Source organism: Azospirillum sp. TSH64, from assembly GCF_003116035.1.
Lineage (GTDB): Bacteria > Pseudomonadota > Alphaproteobacteria > Azospirillales > Azospirillaceae > Azospirillum.
Genome location: NZ_LGQW01000015.1, coordinates 135618 through 161133, shown reverse-complemented (window position 1 = coordinate 161133; position 25516 = coordinate 135618). Strand labels below are relative to the sequence as shown.

General features: G+C 67.3%; 21 protein-coding genes and 1 pseudogene. 3 read left to right on the top strand and 19 right to left on the bottom strand.

Annotated features, from left to right (window positions below):
- Positions 1-16 precede the first annotated feature (16 nt).
- From TSH64_RS02190 to TSH64_RS02125, 14 genes are all read right to left on the bottom strand, one after another.
- Positions 17-523: a lysozyme gene (locus TSH64_RS02190; RefSeq protein ID WP_109095267.1), complete on the bottom strand. Its 507-nt coding sequence runs from the start codon at positions 521-523 to the stop codon at positions 17-19.
- 148 nt (positions 524-671) lie between these two features.
- The gene (locus TSH64_RS02185) at positions 672-7256 is read right to left on the bottom strand and encodes a LamG domain-containing protein (protein WP_247872687.1); all 6585 of its coding nucleotides are present in this window, start codon (positions 7254-7256) and stop codon (positions 672-674) included.
- Position 7257: 1 nt separating this feature from the next.
- Positions 7258-7467 (bottom strand): hypothetical protein, encoded by a 210-nt coding sequence (locus TSH64_RS02180; RefSeq protein ID WP_109095265.1) that lies wholly within the window; start codon positions 7465-7467, stop codon positions 7258-7260.
- Positions 7464-7925: a carboxypeptidase-like regulatory domain-containing protein gene (locus tag TSH64_RS35220; RefSeq protein ID WP_146207964.1), complete on the bottom strand. Its 462-nt coding sequence runs from the start codon at positions 7923-7925 to the stop codon at positions 7464-7466. The genes TSH64_RS02180 and TSH64_RS35220 overlap by 4 nt, the downstream gene beginning before the upstream one ends.
- Entirely contained in the window at positions 7922-12499 is a 4578-nt protein-coding gene (locus tag TSH64_RS02170) for a phage tail protein (protein WP_247872686.1), read from the bottom strand. Before TSH64_RS02170 ends, TSH64_RS35220 begins: the two co-directional genes overlap by 4 nt.
- A complete protein-coding gene (locus TSH64_RS02165; protein ID WP_109095263.1) occupies positions 12492-13199 on the bottom strand; it encodes a C40 family peptidase in 708 nt (235 codons plus the stop codon). The genes TSH64_RS02170 and TSH64_RS02165 overlap by 8 nt, the downstream gene beginning before the upstream one ends.
- Positions 13200-13241: 42 nt before the next feature.
- Positions 13242-13985, bottom strand: coding sequence for a phage minor tail protein L (locus TSH64_RS02160; RefSeq protein WP_109095262.1), 744 nt, complete (start codon positions 13983-13985; stop codon positions 13242-13244).
- Between the two features lie 60 nt (positions 13986-14045).
- Positions 14046-14435, bottom strand: a complete 390-nt coding sequence (locus TSH64_RS02155; protein WP_109095261.1) for a phage tail protein — start codon at positions 14433-14435, stop codon at positions 14046-14048.
- A 3-nt stretch (positions 14436-14438) separates the two neighbouring features.
- Positions 14439-15755, bottom strand: coding sequence for a hypothetical protein (locus tag TSH64_RS02150; protein ID WP_109095260.1), 1317 nt, complete (start codon positions 15753-15755; stop codon positions 14439-14441).
- Between the two features lie 15 nt (positions 15756-15770).
- Positions 15771-16094, bottom strand: coding sequence for a hypothetical protein (locus TSH64_RS02145; RefSeq protein WP_247872685.1), 324 nt, complete (start codon positions 16092-16094; stop codon positions 15771-15773).
- Positions 16091-16447: a hypothetical protein gene (locus TSH64_RS02140; protein WP_109095259.1), complete on the bottom strand. Its 357-nt coding sequence runs from the start codon at positions 16445-16447 to the stop codon at positions 16091-16093. The genes TSH64_RS02145 and TSH64_RS02140 overlap by 4 nt, the downstream gene beginning before the upstream one ends.
- Before the next feature lie 84 nt (positions 16448-16531).
- Positions 16532-17053, bottom strand: a complete 522-nt coding sequence (locus TSH64_RS02135; RefSeq protein WP_109095258.1) for a hypothetical protein — start codon at positions 17051-17053, stop codon at positions 16532-16534.
- Positions 17054-17069: 16 nt separating this feature from the next.
- On the bottom strand, positions 17070-17444 hold the full coding sequence (locus tag TSH64_RS02130) for a minor capsid protein (RefSeq protein WP_109095257.1): 375 nt from the start codon (positions 17442-17444) through the stop codon (positions 17070-17072).
- Positions 17445-17699: 255 nt separating this feature from the next.
- Positions 17700-19397, bottom strand: a complete 1698-nt coding sequence (locus TSH64_RS02125; RefSeq protein ID WP_247872684.1) for a diguanylate cyclase — start codon at positions 19395-19397, stop codon at positions 17700-17702.
- A 366-nt stretch (positions 19398-19763) separates the two neighbouring features.
- On the opposite strand from TSH64_RS02125, the gene aqpZ reads away from it, so the two are divergent.
- Positions 19764-20504, top strand: a complete 741-nt coding sequence (gene aqpZ / locus TSH64_RS02120) for an aquaporin Z (RefSeq protein WP_109095256.1) — start codon at positions 19764-19766, stop codon at positions 20502-20504.
- Positions 20505-20810: 306 nt separating this feature from the next.
- Here aqpZ and TSH64_RS02115 read toward each other — a convergent pair whose 3' ends face one another.
- Positions 20811-22016: a helix-turn-helix transcriptional regulator gene (locus TSH64_RS02115; RefSeq protein ID WP_146207963.1), complete on the bottom strand. Its 1206-nt coding sequence runs from the start codon at positions 22014-22016 to the stop codon at positions 20811-20813.
- Positions 22017-22208: 192 nt separating this feature from the next.
- On the opposite strand from TSH64_RS02115, the gene TSH64_RS02110 reads away from it, so the two are divergent.
- Positions 22209-22697: a response regulator gene (locus tag TSH64_RS02110; protein WP_109095254.1), complete on the top strand. Its 489-nt coding sequence runs from the start codon at positions 22209-22211 to the stop codon at positions 22695-22697.
- 153 nt (positions 22698-22850) lie between these two features.
- A complete protein-coding gene (locus tag TSH64_RS02105; RefSeq protein WP_109095253.1) occupies positions 22851-23393 on the top strand; it encodes an HAD family hydrolase in 543 nt (180 codons plus the stop codon).
- A 74-nt stretch (positions 23394-23467) separates the two neighbouring features.
- Here the strand turns inward: TSH64_RS02105 and TSH64_RS02100 are convergent.
- From TSH64_RS02100 to TSH64_RS02085, 4 genes and pseudogenes are all read right to left on the bottom strand, one after another.
- Positions 23468-23794 (bottom strand): annotated as a pseudogene (locus TSH64_RS02100) (YkvA family protein); the annotation flags it as partial.
- A gap of 12 nt (positions 23795-23806) precedes the next feature.
- Positions 23807-24661, bottom strand: coding sequence for a nickel/cobalt efflux transporter (locus tag TSH64_RS02095; protein ID WP_109095251.1), 855 nt, complete (start codon positions 24659-24661; stop codon positions 23807-23809).
- 10 nt (positions 24662-24671) lie between these two features.
- A complete protein-coding gene (locus TSH64_RS02090; RefSeq protein WP_109095250.1) occupies positions 24672-24941 on the bottom strand; it encodes a metal-sensing transcriptional repressor in 270 nt (89 codons plus the stop codon).
- Between the two features lie 95 nt (positions 24942-25036).
- Positions 25037-25516, bottom strand: coding sequence for a DUF411 domain-containing protein (locus TSH64_RS02085; RefSeq protein WP_109095249.1), 480 nt, complete (start codon positions 25514-25516; stop codon positions 25037-25039).

The window sequence follows — 25516 nt, the reverse complement described above, 5'->3', positions numbered from 1 at the left end:
GGGGGAAAGCACGGGATCATGCGGGATCGTCGAGGGCCTGCGGCATCGGATCGGCCGCGGCGATCCTGGTCAGGAAGAGAGTGCGGCGAAACAGCAGGGCCTCGGCCTCCCGGCGCTTCACCAGCCCTGGAAGCTGCGTTTTCCTGCCATTGACGGTGGCGTAGACCCAGCGCCCGAACTCGCCGGCAGCCCCCTCATGGTCCCCCATGTTGAGCCGTTTCAGCAGGGTCGAGGACTGGAAATTGCCCCGTCCCAGATTGAAGACGAAGCTGGCGAGCGCACCGCGCTGCCCGCCGGTCAACGGCACTGTCACCAGCCCGTCGACCACGGCCGCCGCGGCGGCGAGGTCGCGGGACAGCAGCGTTTCGGCCCTTTCGGCGGTGATGCTCTGCCCGAGCGTCACGCCGGCGGTGTGGCCGTAACCGATGGTCGGAATGCCGGCCGGGCAGAGATAGGCATCGAGGGACAGGCCTTCGAAATGCTTCACAAGGTCGATGGCGGCCTTGCAGATCGGATCGGGCATGGATCGGGACTCCCGGGCGATAGGTGAGGAGACAGGGTGGGAGCGGATCCGGCGGAGCGCTGCCGGGATCGTCAAGGCAGCCGCGCTCCGCCGGAGCGGGGGCAGGGTCCCGGGGATGGCCCCGGGACCGCCCGCGTCAGGCCCCGCGTCAGGCGACGTAGTCGTAGACGACGTTGACCGGGTAGGGCTTCAGGTTGGTGATGCGGTGGATTTCGGCCCCGGCCGCACCGTTGCGCTTGATCGTGTAGTCGATCTTGGCGGCCCCGAGTTCGTACTCGTCGCGAGCCAGAGTCACCGCATCGACGCTGGGCGAAAAGTTCGGATTGGCCGTCTTCAGCGAGAAGGCGAAGTCGATGGTGCCGTAGCTCTCCACATTCAGGTTTTTGAGGGCATTCTGCAGGGTCAGATAATCGTTGCCGTTGGTGTCGATGCTGGCCCCGCTGTTGAGGGGCACGACAACCCAGGCCGCCCCGTCCCACTTCCGCCACGTCGCCCGGCCGTCGAAGCTGACCAACCACTTGATGCTGGTGCCGGGCGGGGTGGTCTGCGTGATCGTCGCCGAATGGATCGTGCTCCAGTCCGACACGTCGATGCGCGAGGCATTGGCGGTCGCCACGTAGAAGGGGCCGGTGATGTAGCTCGCGCCGTAGGGGATGGTCGCCGGGCTGAAGGTGGCGGTCTGCCGCAGCGTGGAGGACAGCCGCATCTCGTCGATGTAGCCGACGAAATTGCCGGTGCCGTCGTAGGCGCCGCCAAGATAGAGGGCGCCGGACGTGTCGGTCCGCACGACCGGCCCGCTCACCGTGGTCTTCTTGACGCCGTTGATGTAATGGGTGACGACGCCGTCAGCCCCCACCGTGACCATCAGATGGGTCCAGGTGTTGAGCGCGATGGCGGTCAACTCCTTGCAGTTGTTCGCCATGTTGTTCCAGCGGAACACCGGGTAATTGGTGCCGGATTCCAGCCAGAGTTGCCAGGTTTCGTTGGTGCCGTCCCACTTCTGTGCGATGATGTTGGTGGTCGAGGTGGTGGGATACACCCAAGCTTCGATGGTCAACGCGTTCGCCCCGGACATCCAGGCGGCGTTCGACAGCACCTGCTTGTTGCCGTTGGAGCTATTGCCGTACAGACTGCCGGACCCGAACTTGGTCTGGGCGGTCGAGACCGACAGGGAGCTGTTTCCCGAAACGACGGTCGGGGCGATGTAGACCCCATCCTTCACCGTACGGGCGTTGTTGGCGGCGGAGATCAGCGCGCTGTTGCCAGACAGTTCCTTGACCCACTTCTGGCCGACCGCGCCGTTGAACTCCCACATCAGCGTGGTCATGTCGTCGGCGACCAACGTTGCCGGGGTGAAGTTGGCGGTATAGCGCGGCTGGCCGTTGGTGACGCGGATGGCATCGAAGGATATGGGGAAGAAGCCGCTCGATCCATCGGCCCAGGCACCGAGGGCAAGAGCGTAAGTGTTGTTGCTGTAGTAGGGGTTGACCTGCGGACTGGTCGGCGACGCCCCGGCGGTACCGTTGCTGTAGAGCGTGTAGCCGCGTCCTTCGCGCACCAGAGCGAAATGGTTCCAGCCGACCGTCGCATTTCCGCCATTGACCGGCAGATTGGTGCCGCTGCTGTCCTGACGGACGTTGGCTTGCATCTGGCCACTGGCAAGCAGGTAGACGTTCAACGCGATGCCGTAGGCGGGGGCGCGCAGGTCGAGCAGCGCGGCGTAGGTGCTGATGCCTGACAGCGAGGCGACGTAGAACCAGCCCTCGATACAGAACTTGGTGTTGGTGCCAAAATAGACCGGGTGACCGGCACTCGGAGCGGCGAACGTCATAGAGGCGTACTGACTACTACCGTTCATCGCCAATGCCGTGCTGTGCCCGCCGCGCGTCTGCGTTGCGGCAAGAGTGGCGCTGCCCTGGAAGGTCAGGGTGGGAGTGATGGCGTCGCCGAAGGCGTTGGTGCCGTAGCTCGACCCGCTGCTGTCCAAAGTTACTTTGTCGCCGTTGGCCCCTTCGAGATGCAGCAACAGGACGGTGCGAGCGTCAGCAACGTGCGGAACGGTCGGCGGCGTGAAGTTGGATGTCCACACCGCCTCACCGCGCTTCAGACGGATTTCGTCCATATAGCCGTTGAGATAACCGGCATTGTAGAACTCACCGAAGCGCCAGAATGGGTTGCTGCCGTGGAACAGACTGGCGGTGCCGACATTGATCGCCGAGCCCTGGAGCACACCGTTGACGAAGATGTACAGATTGGGGCCGCTGCGGGTAATGGCGACATGCGACCATGCGCCGGTGGCGATAGTGAAACCGAGGCTGTCGACCTGAGTGGTGCCGTTGGTGCTGTAGACCAGCTTGTATTGATCGGTCGTCGTCGTCGCCCGGATGCCGAAGGACGACAGATTGGTGCCCATCACCGAGTATCCGAAGACGCTGCCGGTGTCGCTCGTCCAACTGATCGGGTAAATCTGGAAATCTATGGTGAAGTCGTCCGATCCGAACGCGAGATCGGCGTGGAACTTGTTGTCGTACTCGCCGATGAAGATGCCGCCACCAGCACTCTGGTTGCAGTAGGCGCTCGACGCGCCGAACTTGGCCTGCGCCGTGGAGAGCCCCGAACGGCAGAGGACGGAGCGTCCGCTGTTGGCGCGATCCTTCAGCACCTGCCCGCCATGGCCGTCGTCGAAGCTGAACAGATGGACAGTGTCGGCATCGGTAACGAATGCGGCGGTCGGCGGGGTGAAGTTGGCGCTGTAGCGGGCGATTTTGGAAACGCGGACCTGATCCAGCCAGCCAAGCAACCGGTTGTTGGGTGTGTCGTAATAACTCCCAAGGGAGATTGTGTGCGCGACGTAGGCCGTGGTGTCTGCCCAAGTTCCAGCCGACACGCCTCCGACATACAGCGTCGTCACCCCGACACGGCGCACCAGAGCGATATGGTACCAATTGTCCGACGCGAGGACGGCGGAGGTGATCCTTACCGCCCCGGCCGCATAGAACTGCACCTGACCGCCCGCGATATAGACGAGTTGGTTCGTGCCGGGGGAACTTCCCGTGCGGCAGTCAAAAATAGCTGCTTGGGATACCGACGAAGGCCGCACCCAGGTCTCATAGGTGAAATCCTGTGTCGATCCCCAAGCCAACTTGTAGCTGGCAGGAACAAGCCACGACGATGAACCATCGAACCAGCCGCAATGGGTGCCGAACGGCCTGATGCCGCGCTCGTCGATGATCTCGGTCGAGCCGTTGGCGCCATCGGCGTGGATCAGCAGCTTGGTGGCGGCGTCGACCCCGCCGCCCCCGGCGGTGCTGTAAAGCTGGAACTGGCCGCCGACCTGATCGGTGCCGGTGGCGGCGTTCTCCTGGGTGTATTGCGCCTCGGTGTTGTAATCGACGTTGAAGGTCTGACCGACGAACTGGCTGTAGACCCCCAGGATGGACTTGGCGGGAACGTCGAGGGTGCCGGTGGCGGGAAGAAGCGTGACAGCCGACTTGGTAACGGAGTTGGTGGCGCTGTTGGTGACGAGCGGAGCGCCGTTGACGGTCGGCTGAGCCTTGAAATCGACGGCATTGCCGGAGACCGTCACGGGCAGGTTGCCCGCATGCCAGACATTGTTCCCCATCCATTGGAGCGACGTCATGTTGGCGAGAAGGATGTTCGACCAGGAGATCGCCGCCCCGGCCGACTTGCCGTAGCCGTGCGCGCCGCGGAACCAGAAATTCGGGCCATTGACCCCGTCGTTGCTGACGGACATGCCAATGTCCATTGCGTCCTCTCCACCGACAGAGAGGGTGGGCGAGGTGCTGCCGGTCGTGTTCCAATACCAGTGCTGGCGACCCATGCCGTCCTGGGTCATGTAATAGGCCGGGGCTGTGCCGCCGGTGCGGGTCAGCGTGCCCGTGATCGTCGGGTTGGCGGCGTCGAGCTTCGAGGAGGGCGTGAAGTTGCCCGTATGCCAGACATCCTTGTTGTCCACCTGGATGCCGCCGGCAACGTTCAGCCTGGCCCCGCCGGTCGGCATCGCGGTCGTGCCGACGGCAGTCAGCGAACCTCCCTCGGAGATGGCGAAATTCTGCCATGCGCCGGAACCGTAAGCGCCGATCCGGCCGAAGCCGCCAGCGTCATTCCATCCGACGAATGTGTACTTCGATCCGCTGGTATTTCCCACATGGAGCGCCTCGGCCCGCGCAGAGTTCTGGATGCTGAGCGTCGAGCTGAAGGTGGGATCGGCGGCAAGCTGCGCATAGCGCCCATCCGCCGCGGCGCGATCCGGAATGTCCGTGCCGTTGGCGACGCCGATGGTGCGCTTGGCGCCGGTGCCCGCCCCGGTCTGCACCAGCACGCCGGCGGTGCTGTCGAGCGAGGCGAGGGAGGTCAGCAGAGCCGGCTTGCTCTCCACCCCGGACCAGTCCACCGCCGAAGCGCGTGCCGCAGTGTAGGCCCGGTAGCCCGCCGCGTTGCCAAGATTGCTGTCGTCGACGACCAGATACATCAGGCCGCCGGTGCCGCCGACCTGCACCGTGTCGCCCTTCTGCACCTGGGCGGTGGTCAAGGCGAAACGCTCGGCGTCGCTGGCGACCGGGTACAGGCGTTCCAGCGCGCCCGCCGGCAGACGGGCGATGTCGATGGTGCCGGTCAGCGCAGACGCCGCCACCGCCGTCACCGGGATGGCGATGTTCTGGGTGCCGTCGAACGAGGTCGCCGTGCCGGTCGCCCCGCCCGACAGGGCGATGGTGCGGGGCGTCGTCAGCCTGGCAGCACCGGCCGCCTGCCCGGCAGCGATCATGGCGGCGATGGCGGCATCCGTCTGCGCCTTGCCGTAAGCGGTTGCGGTGCTGTGCAGCTCGCCGCCCTTGTAGCTCGCCGTCCGGCCAGTGGCCGGAACGATCTCGACCGCTCCGTCCTCCGTCACATGAACCGAGCCGCCGCCGTTGGCGATGCTGTCCTGCGACAGGGTGGACAGCCGGTGGTCGATCTCCTCCAGTGCCCCCTGCACGGTGCCGGCGGTGATGTTGCCGGATGCCGCCACCGGCGCGGTCGCGGCATCGAAGCCGAAGGAGACCGCGTGGTTGCCCGGGCTGAAGGTGAGCTTGCCGCCCGGGGCCTGCACGAGGTTCAGCAGGGAGCCGGGGTTGTCGGCGGCGAAGCGCTGCGAGGCGCCGTCGCCGACGATGCCGAAGTTGGAGCCGCCGACGATGGTCGCGGCGGTCTGGGCATGGCCCTTGGCCTGCTCCGACCAATGGAAGGCGGAATAGACGCCCGGGCTGGGCTGATAGCCGACGGCGCCCTGGGCGAAGGCCTGGGACAGATCGCGGGCGCCCTGCGCCTCCGTGCGGGCGGCGACAGCCAGATCGCGGGCGGCGGTGGCATCGGACTTGGCCGAGATCGCGTCCGCCGCCGCCGTCGCCGACGTCTGTGCGCTGTTGGCGGCGTTGGTCTGCGACTGACCGGCCTGGGAGGCCGCGACCTGCGCCGCCGTCATGGAGGAGACTGCGCTGTCGCGGGCCGCCTCCGCCGCGGTCCTGGCCGTGGTGCTGGCGGTCCCGGCGGCCTCCGCCTGCTGCGCGGCGGAACGGGCGATGTCGGCGGAGATGGCGGCGGCGGCGGCCTTGGCGCTCGCGGTCTGGGCGCCGGTCGCGGCAGCGGCGGCAGCGGCCTGCGCAGCGGTTGCCGCACTGTCGAGACCGGCGGCACTCTCGGCGGCGGCGGCGGCGCTGCCGGCGGCCTCCGTCGCCTTGCCGGTGGCGACGGTTGCCTGGGAAGCCGCGTCCAGGGCGTAGGACAGCGCCGACTTCAGGCTGCCGGAGACCGGGGCGTCGGTCTTCACCGCCCAGTCCTGTGCCTGCGTCCGTGCCGCCACCGCCGCGTCACGCGCCTGCTGGGTGGCATCCCGCGCAGCGGTCGCGGTGTCGCGGGCCGCCTCGGCCGCCGTTCTGGCGGACAGGGCGCCAGTTGCCGCCGTGCCGGCTTCGACCCGCGCCTCCAGCACGATGTCGCGCGCCGTCTCCACGGCGGCAAGCGCCGCGGTGGCGGATGCCTCCAGCCCGGCGGCGGCGGCGGCACTGCCGGCGGCCTCATCGGCACGCTGGACGGCGATGGCCGCCTTGGCGGTCGCGGTCGCGGCGGCAGCGGTGCTTTCGCCGGCCTGCGCGGCGACGGTCGCGGCGGCTTGCGCCACGGCCTGCCGGTCGGCGCCGACGACCGTTATCGCCGCCTTGGCGTCGGCGGCAGCCTGCCGCGCCGTCGCCACATCGTCCTCGATGGCGGCGATGATCTGTGCCGCATGCTCCACCACCCCGTCGTCGAGGAGCTGGAGCAGGCGGGCCGGGCTTTCGACCAGACGGGTGATGCCCTTGCTGTCGGTCAGCGGATATTTGCCGTCGGCATTCGGGCCGCCGTTCGGGGAGCCGCCGAGCCAGTCGTCATACTGGTCCTCGCGCACCGCCCATTTCGCGACCATCGCCGCGATCTCGCCGGCCAGTTCGGCATTGGACAGGGTCGCCGACGCGGCGATGACGGCATAGGGGGAGGAGGCCGCCGTCTCGCCCTCCCAGGGGCGGTCGAGGGTCAGCGTGTGGTCGTTGGCAACCTCACGGATCTCGTAGAGCGTCCTGCCGTCGGTGGTGAAGGCGGAGCCGGGACGCACGACGCCCATCCACATGGTGCCGGCGCCGGCGACGGCGGCCGATCCGGGGGTCAGGGCGACGGTGCCTTGGCGATACCAGCCGGCCATGTCAGTTCTCCTCGCTGGGGGTCGTGTCGGAATAGGGGTAGAGCGCGCGGATCGCCGAGAAGTCGGCGCGCATGCGCTCCCATTTGGCGGGGTCGCCGTTCAGCATGTCCTGCTGGGCTTCCAGCTGCCGGGCCGCCGGCCATGCGGCGAGGTAGGCCTGCTGGCGCAGCTTCGCGATCTCGTCGCGGGTGCGGACTGGGATCACCTTCATGGCGTGATCTCCAGAACGAAATGGGCGTCATGATGAGGCCAGGCGCTGACGCGTACGTCGTAGGTGCCGGGCAGATCGTCGTAATCGAAGCTGCCATCCTCGACCCTGTAGGTGCCGACCGCACCGGAGGCGCGGCAGGTGACGGTCACGGTCGCCGGAATGGGCAGAGCGTCCAGACTCTCGATTTCGGGACGCGAGAGTACCGCGGGTTCGGAGCCTGAAAGATCGACGTAGTCTTCGAAGACCGAACCCTTCGCCTGCAACCGCTCGCAGCCCGGAAGATGCATATGCGGCACTTCCAGCGGCCCGATGCAGGCGGTTTGCCGAATTTCACCAGTTTCCGGCTTATAGAAAACGTAGGAAGAGCTTACGTTTTCATTTTGCTCTGAAGCTGCGCCAGAACCATTCTGGATGATCGGCGGAGCTTCTCTCTTGGTCTTTTTAAATGATACAGTCATTTCCTCAACTCCACTGCTGAGATTGCGCAGTAGAAATTGCGTGGATTTCGCCCATAGGCGTCAGATGTTGCTGTTTTCCAGGTGTAATAACCTGGTCCTGGATGCTCTATCCACGCATAGGCAACGGAAACCCAAGATGGAGACCAGATCTCTGAACTGCTCTCGCCGCCACCGTAGCCAGTAACGATGTCGATCTGCCAACCACGCACTGCGGTGATCAGCACACGTTTCCCGATTGTCTGAAGACCGACGGTCGCGTCCCACACCCCCTGCGCCGCATTCATATTGGATGTGGCGAAGTCTTCGATCTTCTGGCCCCGGATTGTCAGATCCTGAATGTGCGCACTGGAGATCGTTGCATCCCTGATCTTCGCGCTGTCGATCGAGGCGTCCTGGATGAAGGCGGCGGACATGGAGATGCGGGGCACCCCATCCACCCGACCGATGACGAAGGGATGGTCGATGCTGCCCCCGGGGCCGGTAATGCCGATCAGGAAACGGTCGGCCCGCACATAGAACTCGGATCGCACCCCGCTCTCATCGGCCGGGTCCGAGGAAAGACCGAACCCGCTGATGGCGCCATTGTTGTCGATCTTGACCGTCCACTGCCCCGACAGGCCGTTCGTTACTTTCGAGACCTGCTCGATGGACGAGGTGTGATTGCCGACCGTGCCGCTGAGAATGTTTACCTTGCTGACAGCGGATTTAGCCTCCGTAACCGCCAGGTTGACGCTTTCCTGAAAAGACCCTGAAGCATCTTTTATCGCCACGAACGCGTTGTCGATCCGGCTGGCAAGGGCACCGACGGCGTCGGCACGGGCGGTCTGCTCGCTGGTCAGCCCCGCCTTCACGCCATCGACCGATGCACCGATCGTATCGAGGCGCGTGGTCAACGCGCCGGTCGCCGTCGCGTTGGCGGTGATGCGGCTGTCATAGCCGGCCAGGCTCTTGTCATAGCCGGCGACGACGCTGTCGATCCGCTCGGCATTGGTCCGGCTGTCGTTCGCCGTCGCAGTCAGCTTCGCCTGCACGCCGGCCAGATTTCCGTCCCAGGCCGCGACCACCGTGTCGATGCGCGTCGCCGTCGCCTCGTCCGCCGTCACCAGGGCGGTCAGCTCCTCCTTGACGGTGGCGATCTGCCCGTCGAACTGGGCGGCGACGGTGGTGACCCGGCTCGCCAGTGACTGCGCGTCGTCCTGGACCTGCCTGACATCCGCCTTCACCTCCGCGACGTCGGCCTCGCGCTTGCCGATCTCGCTGCGGATGCGGCCGTAGCTGTCGTTGACGCGCACCAGACCCGACGTGACCGTCTCGGCGATCTTCTCGATCCCGGCAATGCGCTCGGCCATGAAGGGAGCGAGCTTCGATTCCGAGACCAGCTTGTCGGCGAGGTCGTCGTGGGAGATCTGCTCGGTGGTGGCGCCGGTGCCGATGTTGGAATTGACGTCGCCGACATTGCCGCCGAGATCGACGGCGCGCACCCAGTAGTAGCGCGTGACCAGCCCGCCCAACCCGGCGCGCACGAAGGCGTTGCCCTTGACCGTGCCGATGACGGCGGCGGCCGACAGGTCGTTCGCCGCCCCCTCCAGCACCTCGATGTGGGAGAGGTCGGTGTCGGGCGGATTGACCCAGGACAGGGCGATCTGGCGCAGCCCGCCTTTGGCGACCAGCCCGGCGGGCTGGCCGGGCGGCGTGCCCTTGCCGTGCACCGTGGCCCGGATTTCCGCCGGCACCGAACGGCGCTTGTCGTAGGCCAATGCCGTGATGCGGAGGGTGTAGACGCCCTCCGCCGCCGGCTCGATGTCGAAGCTGCCGGCGCGGGTGACCTTCCATTCCTGCCACTGGCCGCCCGGCGTCATCACGTCGGCGCGGTAGCCGGCGATGCGGGCATCGTCGCTGGGCGTCCAGCTGACGGTCAGCCGGGCCTGCGGCAGGCCGTTGACCCAGTAGGCGCTTTCCACCGCCGCGAGGTTGGCGGGGGAGGGGATGGCGTTGGCGGCGCTCTGGGTCGCCACAGGCTCGATCTGCACGCCCTCCTCGACCCGGGCATATTTGCCGGGCTCGTGCAGAAGGGCGGTGACCTCGTAGACGCCGGGCGATTTCTCGGTGACGGCGCGCACCCGGAACAGGCGCGGGGCGAGGTTGGTGGCGGTCAGGATCCACACCGCATGCGGCTGCGGCACCGCGCCGCCGAGCGGAGCCGCGTCGATGACGAGCTGGCCGGTGGTGTGGTCCTCAAGCACCGGGCGGCGGACCGGACAGTCGACCAGCCGGCCGTCCGGCAGGGTGAGTGCCAGCACGTGGCTTTGGTTGGCTTCCAGCGTCACCGTGTCGTCGAGGGTGACGACCTGCCGCTCCGGATCGTAGGCGACCAGCCGCCCGCCGGTGCGCACCAGCGCCCAGTTCGGGTCGGCCAGCTTGACCACGTCGCCCGGCATGACGTCGAGATGGTCGAAGGAGCAGCGGTAGGTGACGGTCTCGGTCTCGTGCTGCTCGCTGTCGAGCATCCACAGGCCGAGGCGGCGGGCCTGGCTGCGCCGGGTGCAGCCATAGGCCGTCGCCTCGATCGGCCGCCAGCCGTAGCGCTGGATCATCCCGGCATTCTCGACGACCTCGACCGTCGGGCGGTAGCCGTCGTCGGGGTCGTTGAAGGTGATCAGCGCCGCGGTGTGGCGGGCCTTCAGCGCCGTGCCGGAATAGGTGAAGCTGCCGCCGATGACGTTGGCAGGGGTGACCAGCTTGATCGGGTCGGCCGGCATGTCGGCGCGGGCCAGCACGCCGCCGGCCGACCAGAAGATCAGGCCGCGGAAGGTCGAGGCGATGGACTGGAGAACGCGGTAGGCCTCGGTCCGGCCGGAGATCACCCCGTTGAAGGTGAAGCGCGGCTCCATGATATCGCGGCCGCCGGTGTCGGTCCGGCCCGACTTGACCGGCTGGTCGCAATAGACGCCGATGGTGTAGAGCGACCAGCGGTCGACCGCCTCGGCGGAGATCGACTGGCCCAGGCCGTAGCGCCTGTTGGTCAGCAGGTCGTAGAGCACCCAGGCCGGGTTGTCGCTCCAGGCGGTCTTGAGGCTGCCGTCCCACTGGCCGGTATAGCTCCGCGTCTCCGGGTCGTAGTTGGAGGGGACCCGGATCTTCAGGCCCTTGACGTCATAGGCCCGCTCGGGGATCGAGTTGCCGAACTGCTCGGCCTTGACCGTCAGCGCGACCAGCGCCGAATTGTCGTAGCCGAACTTGGACTCGACGATCTCGGCATAGTGCGACCAGGAAAAGCTGTTCTGGATCGCGGTGCGGGGCGGATCGTCGGTAACGCGGGTGACGCGGATGTCATATGGGCTCCTGCCCAGCTCGCGCAGCCCGACCTTGTAGGACCGCTCATAGGCGCTGGTCGTCTTGCCGGTCACCGTATCGTTGACCAGAACCTTCCAACGGCCGTCGGCCGCCCGCCCCTCGATGGTCAACTGCACCGCCGATCCGTGCAGGTTGCCGTTGGAGGTGTCCTGCTCGGTCAGCGCGTTCCAGCGCAGCACGATGCGGGCGGCGTCGACCTCGTCGCCATGGATGGTGCGGACGACCGGGGCCGCCTTCTTCACCTCGCTCCCGACGGCGACGGTGGTCTCGCTGGCGGTGAAACCGCTGATCGGCTCCTGCGAGGGAATGCCCCGGCGCTCTTTCCAGGTCACGCCTTTGAAATTCTCCGTCCCGTCGGAGGCGATCAGCGGCGTGCCGTCGAAGTAGATGCTCCTCCCCTCATTGACCAGCCCGGCGATCTCGCCTTCGCTCAGCAGATCGATCACCCGGGCGGTCGCGGCGGATTGCAGGCTGTTGGGATCCTCGGTGGCGCCGGAACCGCCGCGGCCGGACTTGCCGCCGCCCTTGGCCCCCTGGATGCCTCCTGCCGGACCTCCAGCCGAAACGGCGGTGACGGCGGATGCCGCCGGCTGGGGCTGGACGGTTCCGACCTGCTCCGTATCCATGCCGGAGGAGATGACGGTCGAACCGACCCAGCAGCGGCCATAGACCAGGGGAACCGACCCGCCCTGTTCGGTCACGTTGACCGGGCCGGAGAACAAATAACTCTGCTTGCTGTCCGGCAGGTTGGCCTTGGGGGTCGGCGACAGCATCTGGCTGATGCCGGACAGCATCATCGACGCGCCGAACAGTGCAACTGAGCCATAGGTAACGCTGAGGCCGACCCCTCCAATCGTGACCTCAGCGCCCAACGCCAAAGAGGTCCCACCCGAGGGGATAGACGCAGCCACCGCCACGACCATCACCAGCGCGCCCATGATCGCCTTGCCGGCGCCGCCGTTCTTGGCGCCGGCCGGAACCGGGATGATGTGCAGGTCGGCGTTGCCCAGCCCGAGCGTCAGGGTGTCGAGGGTCAGGTCGATGCCGCCGCGCGAGCGCGGGCCGCGGACCAGCCGGTAGGAGCCTTCGCGGAAGATCTTCTCGAAATCGGGATGGTTGGCGGCGAGCGCCCGGATCGCCTCGGCGGCGTCGCGGACCTGATAGTCGGCAAGGCGCCCGAATTGGCGGCCGAGCGCGCCGTGCAGATGGATCCTAGCCATGAGCGAGATCCTTATGACGCAGGATGTGGACGATCTGCCGGTGCCAGGGACCGAAGGGTTCGCGGCGCGACAGGCGGCGCGGCAGGTGATGCAGCAGCAGGCCGCCGTCGAGGACGACGCCGGCATGGTTGGGCACCGGCGACAGGACGGTCATCAGCGCGACGTCGCCGGCCGCCGCCTCGCCGGAACGGACCACCGAGAAGCCGGCATCGGCGAAATGGTCGAGATAGAGGTTCTTGCCGGCGTGCCACCATTCGTCGTCGCGCGGGAAATCCGGCAGCCGGATGCCCCGCTCCAGCTGGAACCAGTCGCGCACCAGGGCGTAGCAGTCGGTCACGCCGTGGCGGAACTCGCGGCCGAGCAGATCGGGCGCCGGCACGCCGTCGCCCCACAGGATCGGATCGGAGCAGCGTTCCCCGTCGGTGGCCAGGATCGCCCAGGGGACCGCGCTGTCGATCTGGCCGCGCATGTCGGCGGCCGACGGGTGGAGCGGCCCGTCCGGATGGCTGTGGACGATGGCGTCGATGGCGCCGGCATGGGCGAGGTAGTCGGCATCGTCGATGCGGAAATGGGCCGCCGGGTCGGCGGCGCGGTTGGACAGGGGCCGGTAGGTGCCGGCCACCACCAGACCGCAGCTCTCGCGCGGATAGTCGGCCAGGGCATGGCGCTTCATCGCGAGGATAGCGTCAGCGGTGAACATGCGCTGCTTGCTCCTCTGGCTGTGAGGGGAGCGGCACCCGGATCAGACCCGGACCCGGGAGACGCCGGGAAAGCCGCCGAAGGGCAGGAGATCGGTCGTGTTGGGGTAGCGCAGGCGGCAGTCGGTCAGCCGCTTGCCGCAGGCATCCCTGGCCGGATCGGTGCGCTCGCCGGTCGCGGTGAAACAGATGTCGCCGGAATAGGGGCAATCGACCCCTTCGGCCGACCATCCCGATCCGGTCCAATGGCGGTAGCGGCGGGTGCAGCCGTCGCGCAGCACCTGCCGGCCAGGGAGCATGGCGCCTTCCTGGTCGATGGCCGCCGACAGCTCGAACTCGACATGGGTGGCGGTGTGGGCGCTCTTGCGCTCGATCCGGTAGAGGTCGGGCGGGAAGAAGGCGAGCGGGTCGGCCTCCGCCCGGCCGTCGAGATAGCGGTCGAAGGTGCGCAGCCGCCTGACCTTGGCGCCGAGCAGGTCGGAGAACTGGTAGATCAGCGCCGAGATCTGGCGGTTGATGTTGGCGATGCGCAGGCGCGGCGTCGGCAGCGCCCCGGTCGCCGTCCATTCGAACCCTTCGGTCTCCATCTCGACCGGGACATAGGCGATGCCGCCGAACAGGACCGGCTCGCCGCCACTGCCCGAGGGTGTGAAGTGATGGATCGTGCCGCCGGGATACATGGTCAGGTCCAGCGTGAACAGCGTCACATAGGCACCGGGATCGGGCGACTGGGCGGCGGCGGCAAGCGCCGGCCGTTCATCCCATTTGGGGATGTTGGTCTGGCTCATGGGGATTCCTTGGATGGGCGCCGCCCCCGCCGTCGAAGGGAGCGAAGCGGCCGCGCGGGGTCAGAGGTCGAAGACCTCGACGAAGGTCGCGGAGATGCTGGAGAACAGGTAATGGGTGCGGGTGCGCTTCCATTTGCTGCAGATCCAGCGCCGGCGGTCGGGTTCGCCGGGCGGCTTCCACAGGAAGCTTTCAGCACCCCGCCGGGCCCGCAGGAACTCCTCGATCGCCCGCGCCTGGTCGGTGTCGAGATACTCCCAGCTCAGCGAATACTGGTCGCGGATGTTGTGGATGCCGTCGGGCGCCCGCTGGGTGTAGCCGTCGCCGAAACCGGCGGTCAGCACCTTCACCTCCGGCTCGATGGTGCTGCCGGTCACCGGCGGACAGGGCGGCAGGAAGACCGGGACACCGTTCTGGCTCGTGGCGGTCTGGCTCGTGGTTTCGCCGGCCATCGCTCAGCCTCCGTAGCTCATGTTGTTCAGCATGCCGCCGGGCCGCATCTGCTGGCGCAGCTCGTTGCCCATCATCGCGCGCAGCTGCTCCTTGACCGACGCGCCGATCCGCTCGGCGAACGCCTTGTCCTGCTCACGGTCGCCGGTGGAGCCGCCGGCGACATTCACCGTCACCGACTGGGTGACCGCAGGACCGCCATCCTGCGCCGCCTGGATCAGACGGTCTGCGTTCGTCATTTGTTCCGGCGTGAAGACAGCCTCGCCCTTGCGGGCGATGATCGGAACCTCGCCCGCCACCAGACCGCCGGTGTGGAAGCGGGGAGCGCCGGCGAACAGGCCGGGGGACACCATCCGCCCCGCCCGGCCGGTTTCACCGACGATGCCGCCGGTGTGGAAGAGCGCCGAAAAGAAGCCGGCGATGCCCGACAGGATGCCGCCCAGCGGCCCTTCGGGTTTGAGCAGCGAGGAGAAGAGACCGGAGATGCTGGACATCAGGCCGCCGAGCAGCCCATCCGACGTGAAGAGGGAGGATATTTTCGACCAGATGGTGCCGAGCAGGCTGTCTGAAGTGAAGAGAGAGTCGATGAAATTGAAAAGTCCGTTGCCGGTGCCGACCGATCCGCCACCAGCTGCCCCATTTCCATTCGCGGACGTGTCAGAGGATGCTTTGGCTTCGTCCTTCTTGTCCGTTTGGGCGGATGCCGACGGATTGCCGGCCTTCGCGGCGGATTTGCCGTTTTCGGGGATGCTGGTCTTGAAGCCCAGCACGTTGAGCAGCCCGGCGCCGGTCTGCTCCGCAACCGACTTCACGAGGAAATCCCGCAGCTTGTTCCGCATGGTGGTGAACAGCTTCTGAAAGGCGGGACCGATTTGCTGCTTGCCGGTCACGACGCTCAGCACGCCTTCGCTCCAACCGCTGAGCAAGGTTTGCAAGCCGTCGCCGAAGCTGGCCTGCACACGTTCGCCGAGCGGACGCAAGGCAGCGCCCATCACCTGATTGTACTTCTTGGCGGCCTCGTCGGTCTTCTGCGCCGCTGCGTCCGGCGGAGCGCCCGTTTCAGCCTTTCCGCCGGTCTGATTCTGGGCAAGCATTCCCGCCGCACTGTAGGGTGCCGCGAAGCGGCTGGCCATTTCATGCGGTGTGATCAGATCCTCAGCGGCCTTATGAATCTCGCTGATTTGCTGATGCAAGCTATCCAGCTGGGAATTGGTCTGCACCGCAAGATTGGTGATGCTACCATCCAGGCGTTTGATGGAAATGGTGAAATCCTGGTTTTCGATAACCAGTTTTACAGTCGGGCCGGCGGCGTTTTCAGCCATGGTTTTCCCTTTCTGTTAGCCGAAGCGGGCGCGCAGTCTGGTTCTGGCCTTTTCGGTCAGGCCCGGCTCCCCGGCCGCCCAGCCGCCATCGGGCAGCTCGGCGAAGGCGAGCGGCGTGCCGACCCGCTGGCGCAGCCGGTCGTGCAGTTCGCGGGCGCCGATGCCGGCCGCCGTCAGATGCACCGGCAGCCAGTCGGCCATCTCCTCCGCGCGCAGCCGGTCGATCTCGTTGAACAGGGTCCAGAACATCCGCACCGGCAGCGCCAGCAGGCGCAACGGGTCGATGCCGTAGAAGCGGCTGACGCGGGCGAAGCAGTAGGCGAAGTCGAGCCGCGTCAACGGGCCCGACGGCTCCCCCGCTTGCCCGCCCGCGGCTCCCCCGGCTGGCGTCTCCCCGGCGGCGGCTCCGCCGGATCGATTCCGCGGATGAAGGCCAGCAGGACCAGGAGCTGCCCGAGATCGAGGCCGAGGATCTCCTCGCGCGGGGTGTCTTCGAGATGGCCGGCGATCACATCGACCAGGATCGGGATCTGCGCCCGCTCGCTGCCGGCCTCCTCAAGCTTCCGCTCGATGTCCCCGGCCTGCAGGAACTGTTCGACGGTCATGTTCTTCAGGATGCGCTCGCGCCCGCCGATGACGACGCTGCGGGAAACGCGGAACTCATCGAGGTTCAAAATGGTGGGCTGGGGCATGGAGGCTCCCGGTCGCTGGTGGCGGGCAAGGTCCGCGAGGGCGGCCACGGGGACGAAAGCCCCCGCGGCCGTGAACCATCGCGGTCAGGCGGCGACGGGGGCGCCGAAGGCGGCGATGCGGTTGCCGGCGGTGCCGTCCGGATAGCAGCTGAAGGTGACCTCGTAGACGCGCTCGCCGCCGTTCTCGTACTTGAAGGTGAAGTTGGGCAGCGGTGCTGCCTTGAAGGCGACGAAATCGTCCTTGGTGGTGGAGGCGGGCAGGGCGGTGGGGTGCAGCTTCAGCGGGGCGGCGATGGCCAGCAGGTCGATGTTGACGCCGGAGCGGATCTCGACCCCGACCTCGGCACCGGCCGCGCCGACGCCGACCGCCTGCGGCATCACCGCCAGCAGCTTGGTCAGGTTGGTTTCCAGCATCGGCACCTTGACCGACACCTCGGTGCCGGTGATGACGTCCTTGAGCGGGGTCTCGCCCATCTGGTCGGCCTTGACCTGATAGTTCGTGGTCTTGACGGTCACTTCGACGCCGCCCTTGGTCGAGCCGAGATCGATGCCGTCGAAGGTGACGTCGCAGATACCGAGGGCGATGTCTTCGGTGGTGATGGCCATGGGTATAGTCTCCTAATCAGGCGACACGCCAGTCGGCGCGGTAGTTGACGATGAAGGTGAAGGTGCTTGCCGTCTCGTCATGGGGCATCAGCGGCTCGTGCTGGGGCAGGCACGAGATGACGAAACAGCCCCCAGCCGGAGCCGCCCGCAGGGTCAGTGCGTCGGCGATCGCCAGGGCGCGGGCCTCTCCGGCGAGATAGTCGGGATCGTGGGTGCGGACCTGGAAGGAAAGCCGGCGAAGGCCTTGCGCATAGTCGCGGCGGGTTCCGCCCCGCGGCAGGAAGACCGATCCCGCAGCGGTGTCCTGCGGCGCCCGGCCCAGGAACAGGGACCCTCCTTCGGTTCCCAGCCCTTCGGCTTCGACGTGTTTGAGCAATGCGTGCAGCAGCATGGCCTCGGGACTCCGATAAGACGGTCAGGGGGGAGGCGAATGGCGGGAGGGCATTCGTCCCAGTGGACCTTCATCCGTTTAAAGGACATAATTCCTTTAAACGGATGATTATCTTACCCCGTGGGCAGGCGCCATATGTTTTTGGAAAAGCTTTCCAGAACAAGGGGGTGACGTGGATTTTCCCCTTGGACGGTCAGCGAAGCCCGGTCCGTCCGCTCCACGGCATGCCCCGGCAGGACAGACCGATCCCGCCGCTCAGGCTTGTTCGACGCGGTTTCTGCCGGCGGCTTTCGCCTTGTACAGCGCGGCATCGACGCGCTGGAGCAGGCTGTCGATGTCCTCGCCGGCCCTGGCCTGGCCGACGCCGATGCTGATGGTGACCGCCCCGCCGCACGCCATCCGCTGCGCGCTCACCCTCTGCCGCAGGGCTTCCAGAACGCCCAGGGCGGAGGGCAGATCGGTCTCGGTCAGCAGCAGGGCGAATTCCTCGCCCCCCCAGCGCGCCAACGCGTCCGAGCGGCGCAGCCGGTCCGACAGGGTGGCGGCGACCATGCGCAGGGCATCGTCGCCTGCCTGATGCCCATGCGTGTCGTTGAAGCGCTTGAAATGGTCGATGTCCATCAACGCCAGGATATAGGGGCGCCCGTACCGCTCGAGCCTGGCCGCGGCTTCGCCCACCGCCTGCTGGAACCGCCGGCGGTTCCACACACCGGTCAGCGGATCGTGCATGGCCGCCTGCTGCAGCTCCGCCTCAAGCCCCTTGCGGTCGGTGATGTCCAGCAGCACTCCGTTGAACAGCACGGTGCCGTCGCTCCGGCGGCGCGGCTGGGCGCGGCCCAGCACCCAGCGTCCGCCGGCGATCTCCATCTCGCCTTCCCAGACCCGGCCCGCCCGGCCAGCCTGCCGCAGGCCGTGCCGGACCCGCGCCCACCCCTTCATCGCCATCACAGGCGCCAGGGTCCGCGCGGCGGTCAGGTCGGCATCCGGCCGCACGCCGAACAGGGAGGCTGCGGCGGTGCTGAAGTAGGTCGCGCGCAAGCCTCCGCCGGGATGGAGTTCGGCCTGGAACACCGCACCCGGAAGGGCATTGGCGAGATCGCTCGCCTGGGCTTCCCGCTCGCGCTCCTCCGTCAGGTCGAAGAAGCTGATGACCACCCCGACGATCCCGTCATTCTTGCGGATCGGGCTGGCGGTCAGCCGTACGGGAAAGGACGTGCCGTCGCCGCGGTACAGCACCGTCTCGATGTCGCGCACCGGCTCTCCGGCCTCCGCAACCCGGAACACCGGATGGGGCCTGACGCCTCCAGTGGCGGTGCCGGGTGGGAAGGCAGGGAACAGGAAGCGTCCGATGTGGCTGCGAATCAGCTCGCTTTCGTGGCGGAAGCCGAAGGCGCTGGTGGCGGTGGGATTGACGAAGGTGACGGCACCCGAGCGGTCGATGCCGCACACCCCGACCTGCACGTTCTCCAGCAGCAGGCGGTTGAACTGCTCGGCCTCGATCACGGCGGTGATGTCGTGGATGATGCACAGCAGAAGCTTGCGCCCGCCGAGGTGGATGGGGCCGGCATAGACCTGCACATCGCGCACCGACCCGTCGGCCAGGCGATGGTGGAAACGCTGCGGATAATGGCCGCCCTCCCAGGACGCGATCTCGCGCATCGCCGGCAGGATCGCCCGCCCGAGCTGGTTGATGTCCCAGACATGAAGGCTGCGCAGCCGGTCGCGGCTGTGGCCGTAAAAGACGGCGGCCCGCGGGTTGGCATCGACGATGGCGCCGTCGCGTCCGGGATCGATCAGCAGGATGGGGGCGGCGTTGGTGGAGAACAGCGCGTCCAGCACGCCGGCTCCATCAATGCCGCACATGCTGCCGTCGGCCGGCCATAAGGGGAAAGCGCCCGGCCTGGGATCGGCGGACGCCCCGCCGTCCATGTCGCGCTCACCCTGCTCCGCCATTGCGAACTCCCCCCATCGATCGCCCAGGATCGGTCGAACGGCCAGAGAACATGCTGCATATCCTGGCAATCAACTCTATAGGGAATCAAGCTTAAACAAAGCGTTGTCGCAAAGTGGGGGAAAGGACCGGCTTGCATTCCGGCAAGGAGGCGTGCCCCGTCCATTCAAGGGCTTCACGGGACAAAGGTTCGGCAGGGCGCCGGGCCCTGTGGGCGACATCCCGATCCGGTTGTTCCACCCCCCTGTTCTTCTGCCACATCCCCCTGCCCGAACGCGCGAACTCCCTCCCGCGGAAGTGGATTTATCCTCGTCTGCGCACCGGCATCCGCCGGCCTTCGGCAACCCTGACAGCAGTGGGAGGTTGGCATGAGTATGATTAGGCGCAGCTCCGCTGAGTTTCTCGGAACATTCTGGCTGGTCTTCGGCGGATGCGGCAGTGCCGTCCTCGCCGCCGCCTTTCCGCAGGTCGGGATCGGATTGCTCGGCGTGTCGCTTGCCTTCGGCCTCACCGTCCTGACCATGGCCTATTCCATCGGCCACATCTCCGGCTGTCATCTGAACCCGGCGGTCACGGTCGGGCTGTGGGCCGGCGGGCGGTTCCCGGCCAAGGACATCCTGCCCTATGTGCTGGCCCAGCTGGTCGGCGCCTTCGCGGCAGCCCTGGTCCTCTATGTCATCGCCACCGGGAAGGCCGACTACAGCCTGGCCGTCAACGGCCTCGCCGCCAACGGGTACGAGGCGCATTCGCCCGGCCAGTACAGCGTCACCTCGGCCCTGGCGATCGAGCTGGTGCTGACCTTCTTCTTCGTGCTGGTGATCCTGGGATCCACCGACCGGCGGGCGCCGGCCGGCTTCGCGCCGCTGGCCATCGGCATGGCGCTCGTGCTGATCCACCTGATCAGCATCCCGGTCACCAACACCTCGGTGAACCCGGCGCGCAGCACCGGGCCGGCCCTGGTGGTCGGCGGATGGGCGTTGCAGCAGCTCTGGCTGTTCTGGCTCGCCCCGCTGGCCGGCGGCCTCGCGGGCGGGCTGGCCTACCGCGCCCTTGCCGAGGAGATGCCGGCGAAGCCCGCCATCACCGGGCAGGCGGAAAGCTCCACCTGAAGCGGGCGCGAAACACCCTTGCCACCGCCCTTATCGCCACCCCCTATCGCCGACGGGACCGGTTCGCAGAGATCCGGTCCCGGAATGGCCCGCCCCCATACCACGCCGATGTCGCAACGATCCGCCGCCGTCCACTGTTATTCAGGCAGGACCAACGGCGCAGAAGGCGTATTCATGCGGCAGTTCGACCCTGACTCCAACCCGATGACGGAAGCCGATTACGGCATCGTGCTGGGCCTGTTCATCGGCATCTATCTCGGCCTCCTGATGGTATCGGCGCTGCCTTGACCGTCACGGCTGCGGCAATCACGGCCCTTCAGGCAGCATCAGGCAGCGGTTCACCAGATTCATCAGCTCGCTTTGGCGGGTGGTTCCGGTCTTGGCGAAGACGCTGCGCAGTTGGCTGCGCACCGTGCTGATCGCCACGCCGCGACGCTCGCCGATCTCGGCCGGGGTCAGGTCGCCCAGCAAATCGACGACGAGGCCGGCCTCCACCGCCGTCAGACCGAACAGGGCGCACAGCCGCCTTCCCAACCCAGGCGCCACCGCGGCCGGATCGACGATGTAGACCACGGCCCGGATGTGCGCACCGCCGCCCCCACCACTGCCCCCGCCATCCGCATCGTCGAACGGTCCCGCAGCCTCGGGCGACAGAGGCAGAACGCTCAGCAGATAGGACGCCCGGCCGGAGGGGCGCGACACCCGCAGGTCGGCCGCTTCCCCCCGGTGCGCCGATGCCCCCTTTCCGCCGGCCGACGCCGCAGCCTCCAGCAGATGGGCAAGCCGGCGAGCCTCGCCCCCCTGTTCAGCCTGCAACCGCCCCTGCACAAGCCGCAGCCCGTCCCGCGCATCGATCATCGCCTGCCCGGCCCGGTTCAGGCCGGCAATCCGCCCGGTGGCGTCGAGCAGGACAACCCCCATCGGCAGCCGGTCGATGGCACGGCCGCTCCAGCGAGCCTCCTCCCGGCCGTCCCGGCCTGCCAGCAACCGGACGCGCAACCGCATCGCCCGCTGGAGATGCGGGGCACAGTCCTGAAGAAGGCGGACCGTCTCGTCGGAAAAGGGGAGGGCATCGGCGGGCCGATGGAGGCTCAGCACCGGCTGCACCGACGAAAGCTCGCCGCCGTCGGACAGGGTGAGTGCGCACAGCCGGCCCATGCCGTGATCCCGCAGCAGCTCGTTGAAGAAGGCCGAGCGCCGCAGAACCGCATCCGGTACCAGCTCCTCGCCGCGGCGGACGACGCAGCGGTTCAGCAGACCGCGCGCCGCTGCGGCGTTCGCCCAGACGTCACGGTGGCGGAAATGCGTGGTGTAGTCGGCCAGCTGCCTGTCGGTGATGTTGTGGCGGGCCCACAATGCCGCGGTCAGGCTGTCATGGCGGGGGGCGGTGGTGAACAGGAAGCCGTGCGTCGCATCGGTCAAGGCGCAGAGCCGCTCCAAAACCCCTCCCCAGCGCTCCGGAAAGGTCACGGCGTCGTAGATAGCCTCGATCAACTGGTCAGCGCTGTCCACTATAGGGAAATCCTCCGTTAGCAATCAATTTCCCGTAGGCAACATTTCTCATTCAAGCGCCATCGGTTGCATATGACCATAGTCCAAGCGCCTCGTCCGTCATGTGGAGGATGCGATCCCGGGAATTTTCCTCAAAAGTCACAGGAAGAGTCCCTGCCGCAGACAGGAGCCTTCGAACCGGAGCACGCCCCCATGACCGCGTCCATGATCGATGACGGCCGAATGGATCATGCCGGCCCATCGCCGCAGCACTGGACGACCGGAAGCCGGGTACGCTGGGCTCTGGTTGCCGACCGCAATCCATTGCTGCGCGAGGGGCTGCGGCTTTACCTGGAGACGCTGGGTTGGGGGGTGGTGGCGGGCCGAACAATGGAGGAAGGACTGGCTCTGCTGGCGCGGTCCCCTGCCGCCTTGTCCGGTGCCATCGGTCCCGACCTGATCGTGCTGGGGGAGACCGGACCGGAGCGGCGGGAAGCCGAAGGTCCGTGGCCATCCGTCTTCGACCGGCTGACCGCGATGCGCGGTGCCGTCCGCCCAGTCCTGCTGTCCATCGCCGAGACCAATCACGACCTGATGGTCCGGGCGCGGAACCGCGGCTTTGAAGCCATCCACATCGATATGCCGCCGCTCAATCTGGAGGAATTGCTGCTCGGCTGCGTCCGTCGCATCGAACGGGAATAAGGTAATGGCGTGATTTCACCATATGTTTTCATGAAGACATGTCATTTTATTTTCAAAGCATCTTGTTTGGGAAAGCGGCATCCGGGTTGACAACGATGCTGCCCAAGCGGCTTCTCAACCCGACCGCCCCTTAAGAGCCCCGCCACCGCCATCATGCCCGACACATCACCCCAAGCCCGGAATGCCGGACGCCGCAAAGCTGCCTTCTTCGACCGCGACGGCGTGCTGAACGAAGACATCGGCTTCGCCCACCGTCCCGACCAGATCACCTGGATGCCGGGAGCCAGGGAGGCGGTGAAGCGGTTGAACGACGCCGGCTTTCTGGTCTTCGTCGTCACCAACCAGGCCGGGGTCGCCCGCGGCCTGTACAGCGAGGAGCATGTGCGCACCCTGCATCGTTGGATGCAGCAGGAGTTGCGCGCCGTCGGCGCCCATGTCGACGCCTTCTATCACTGCCCGCACCATCCCGATCATGGCGAGCCGCCTTACCGCACCGACTGCGCCTGCCGCAAGCCGGAGCCGGGGATGCTGTTGCAGGCGATGGCCGAATGGCCGGTGGAACCGAAGGGCAGTTTCCTGATCGGCGACCGCGACACCGACGTGCAGGCGGCGCAGCGGGCGGGCATCGAGGGAACGCTCTACCGCGGCGGCGACCTCGACGCCGTCGTGGCCGGGATCCTGGCAAGGATGACGTGAGAGCTTAACGGCTAGGACAGCCAGCCTTCAAAGGGCGGTGCCAACCACAGCCACAGGAGAACGCCCGCCGCCAGCCAGAGGGCAACCATGACCGCAGCAGCGGCGACGCTGACCGGCCGGGCGGACCGGCGCGCCGCGGCGGCCCGGTGTTCGGCCAGAAGCTCATGCGGGATCAGGCGGACGACCAGCAGGATGCCAAGCGGCACGATCAGCAGGTCGTCCAGATAGCCCAGCACCGGGATGAAATCGGGGATCAGGTCGATCGGGCTCAGCGCATAGGCGGCGACCGCCATCGCCAGGACCCGAACGCCCCAGGGGGTGCGCGGGTCGCGCGCCGCCAGATAGACCGCCAGCACGTCGCGCTTGATCGCGCGCGCCCATCTCTTTGCCGCCGAAAGCATGATCTGTCCGGCCTATCCCGCCCGCTGAACGGCGGAGGACAGGGAGGGCAAGCCGGCGAGATGGTAGCCCAGCCCCGAAAGCCCATGCAGGCCGACGTAAAGACCGACCGCCAGGATCAAAGCGCCGGAGACATAGGGGGCTTGGCGGGCGATGCGGCCAAAGGCGCCGGACCAGCGGCGCTCGGCATGGCGCATCCCCAGCGCCGCGACCACCCCGGCCGACATCAGGGTCAGCGCCAGCCCGATGCTGAAGCACAGCACCAGAACGCCGCCCAGGGCGACCTCCTTCAATTGCAGGCACAGCAGCAGGACGGTGATGGCGGCGGGGCAGGGGATCAGGCCGCCGGTCAGGCCGAACAGGACGATCTGGCCGGTGGTGACCGGCCGCTCGTCGAAGCGGCGGCGAATCTCCTCGGCATGCGCCCGCGCGTGCGCATCCTCCGGCCCGTCGTCATGATGGTGGTGACCATGGTGATGGCCGTGACCATGATCGTGGTGATGGTCATGATGGCGATGCGAATGTTGCTCCCGCCACGTCCGCACCATCATCCACAGCGCCACCCCGACGATCAGCACCGCCGAGGCGACCTGGAAATAGGGCTCGGTCGTCGCGGCGTCCCAGCCCTGGCCAAGGCGCAAGCCGGCAAGCGCCACCACCCAGACCACCAGCGTGTGCGAAACCGTCGCCGCCAGCCCCAGCAGGACCGCCTGCAACACCGTGCCGCGGATGGCGACGATGAAGGCGGCCATCATGGTCTTGGAATGGCCGGGCTCCAGCCCATGCAGAGCGCCCAGCAGGATGGCGCTGGGAACGAACAGCCAGGCCTGCCCGGCTCCCTGCTGCAACAGGGCGGCGAAATCCGGCATTCCAGCCCCCTCAGAGGTATTTGGTGATCGCCTTGAACTCGGCGATGGAGCGGCGGGACTCCTCCGGTCCGGCATCGACCGCGGCGTCCAGGCAATGGTCGAGATGGTCGTGGATCAGCAGCTTCTTGGCCTCGCGCACGGCGCTTTCCACCGCGTGGAGCTGCTGCGCGATGTCCAGACAGGGGCGTTCGGCCTCGATCATCTCGATGATGCCGCGCAGGTGACCGTCGGCGCGCTTCAGGCGCTTGACGATGTCGGGATGGGAATGGTGCTTGCTCATGCCCCGATCCTATCCCCCCGGAGGGGATAGAGTCAAAGACAAGGCTTGCCGGACCGGGATGGCGCTTGGGCCGCCATCCCGGTCCGGCAAGGAGGTCAGTGGCGGGCGAAGACCTGCGGGCCGCCGGCGGCGCCGAACAGCATGACCTGATAGGGCTGGCCGCTGGCCATATCCATGCCGGGGGCGTCCTGCGGCATGCCGGGGACCGCCAGCCCGCGGGCCTGCGGCCGTTCGGCCAGCAGCCGCGTTACGTCCTCGGCCGGCACATGGCCTTCCAGCACATAGCCACCGACCCGCGCCGTGTGGCAGGAGGCGAGATCGTCCGGCACGCCGGCCATCCGCTTCATCGGCGTCACGTCGTCGACGACATGGACGGTGACGTCGAAGCCGGCCGCGCGCATGTGCCGCACCCAGCCTTCGCAGCATTCGCAGCTCGCCGCCTTCCAGACCTCCACCGCCGCGTTGCCGGCGGGCACGGCGGCGCGGACCATGCCCGGCAGCCCCACGGACCCGAGGCCGAGCGCCAGGACGGCGAGCGCCGCCCCCTGCATCATCGTCCGCCGTGTCATGTTCAT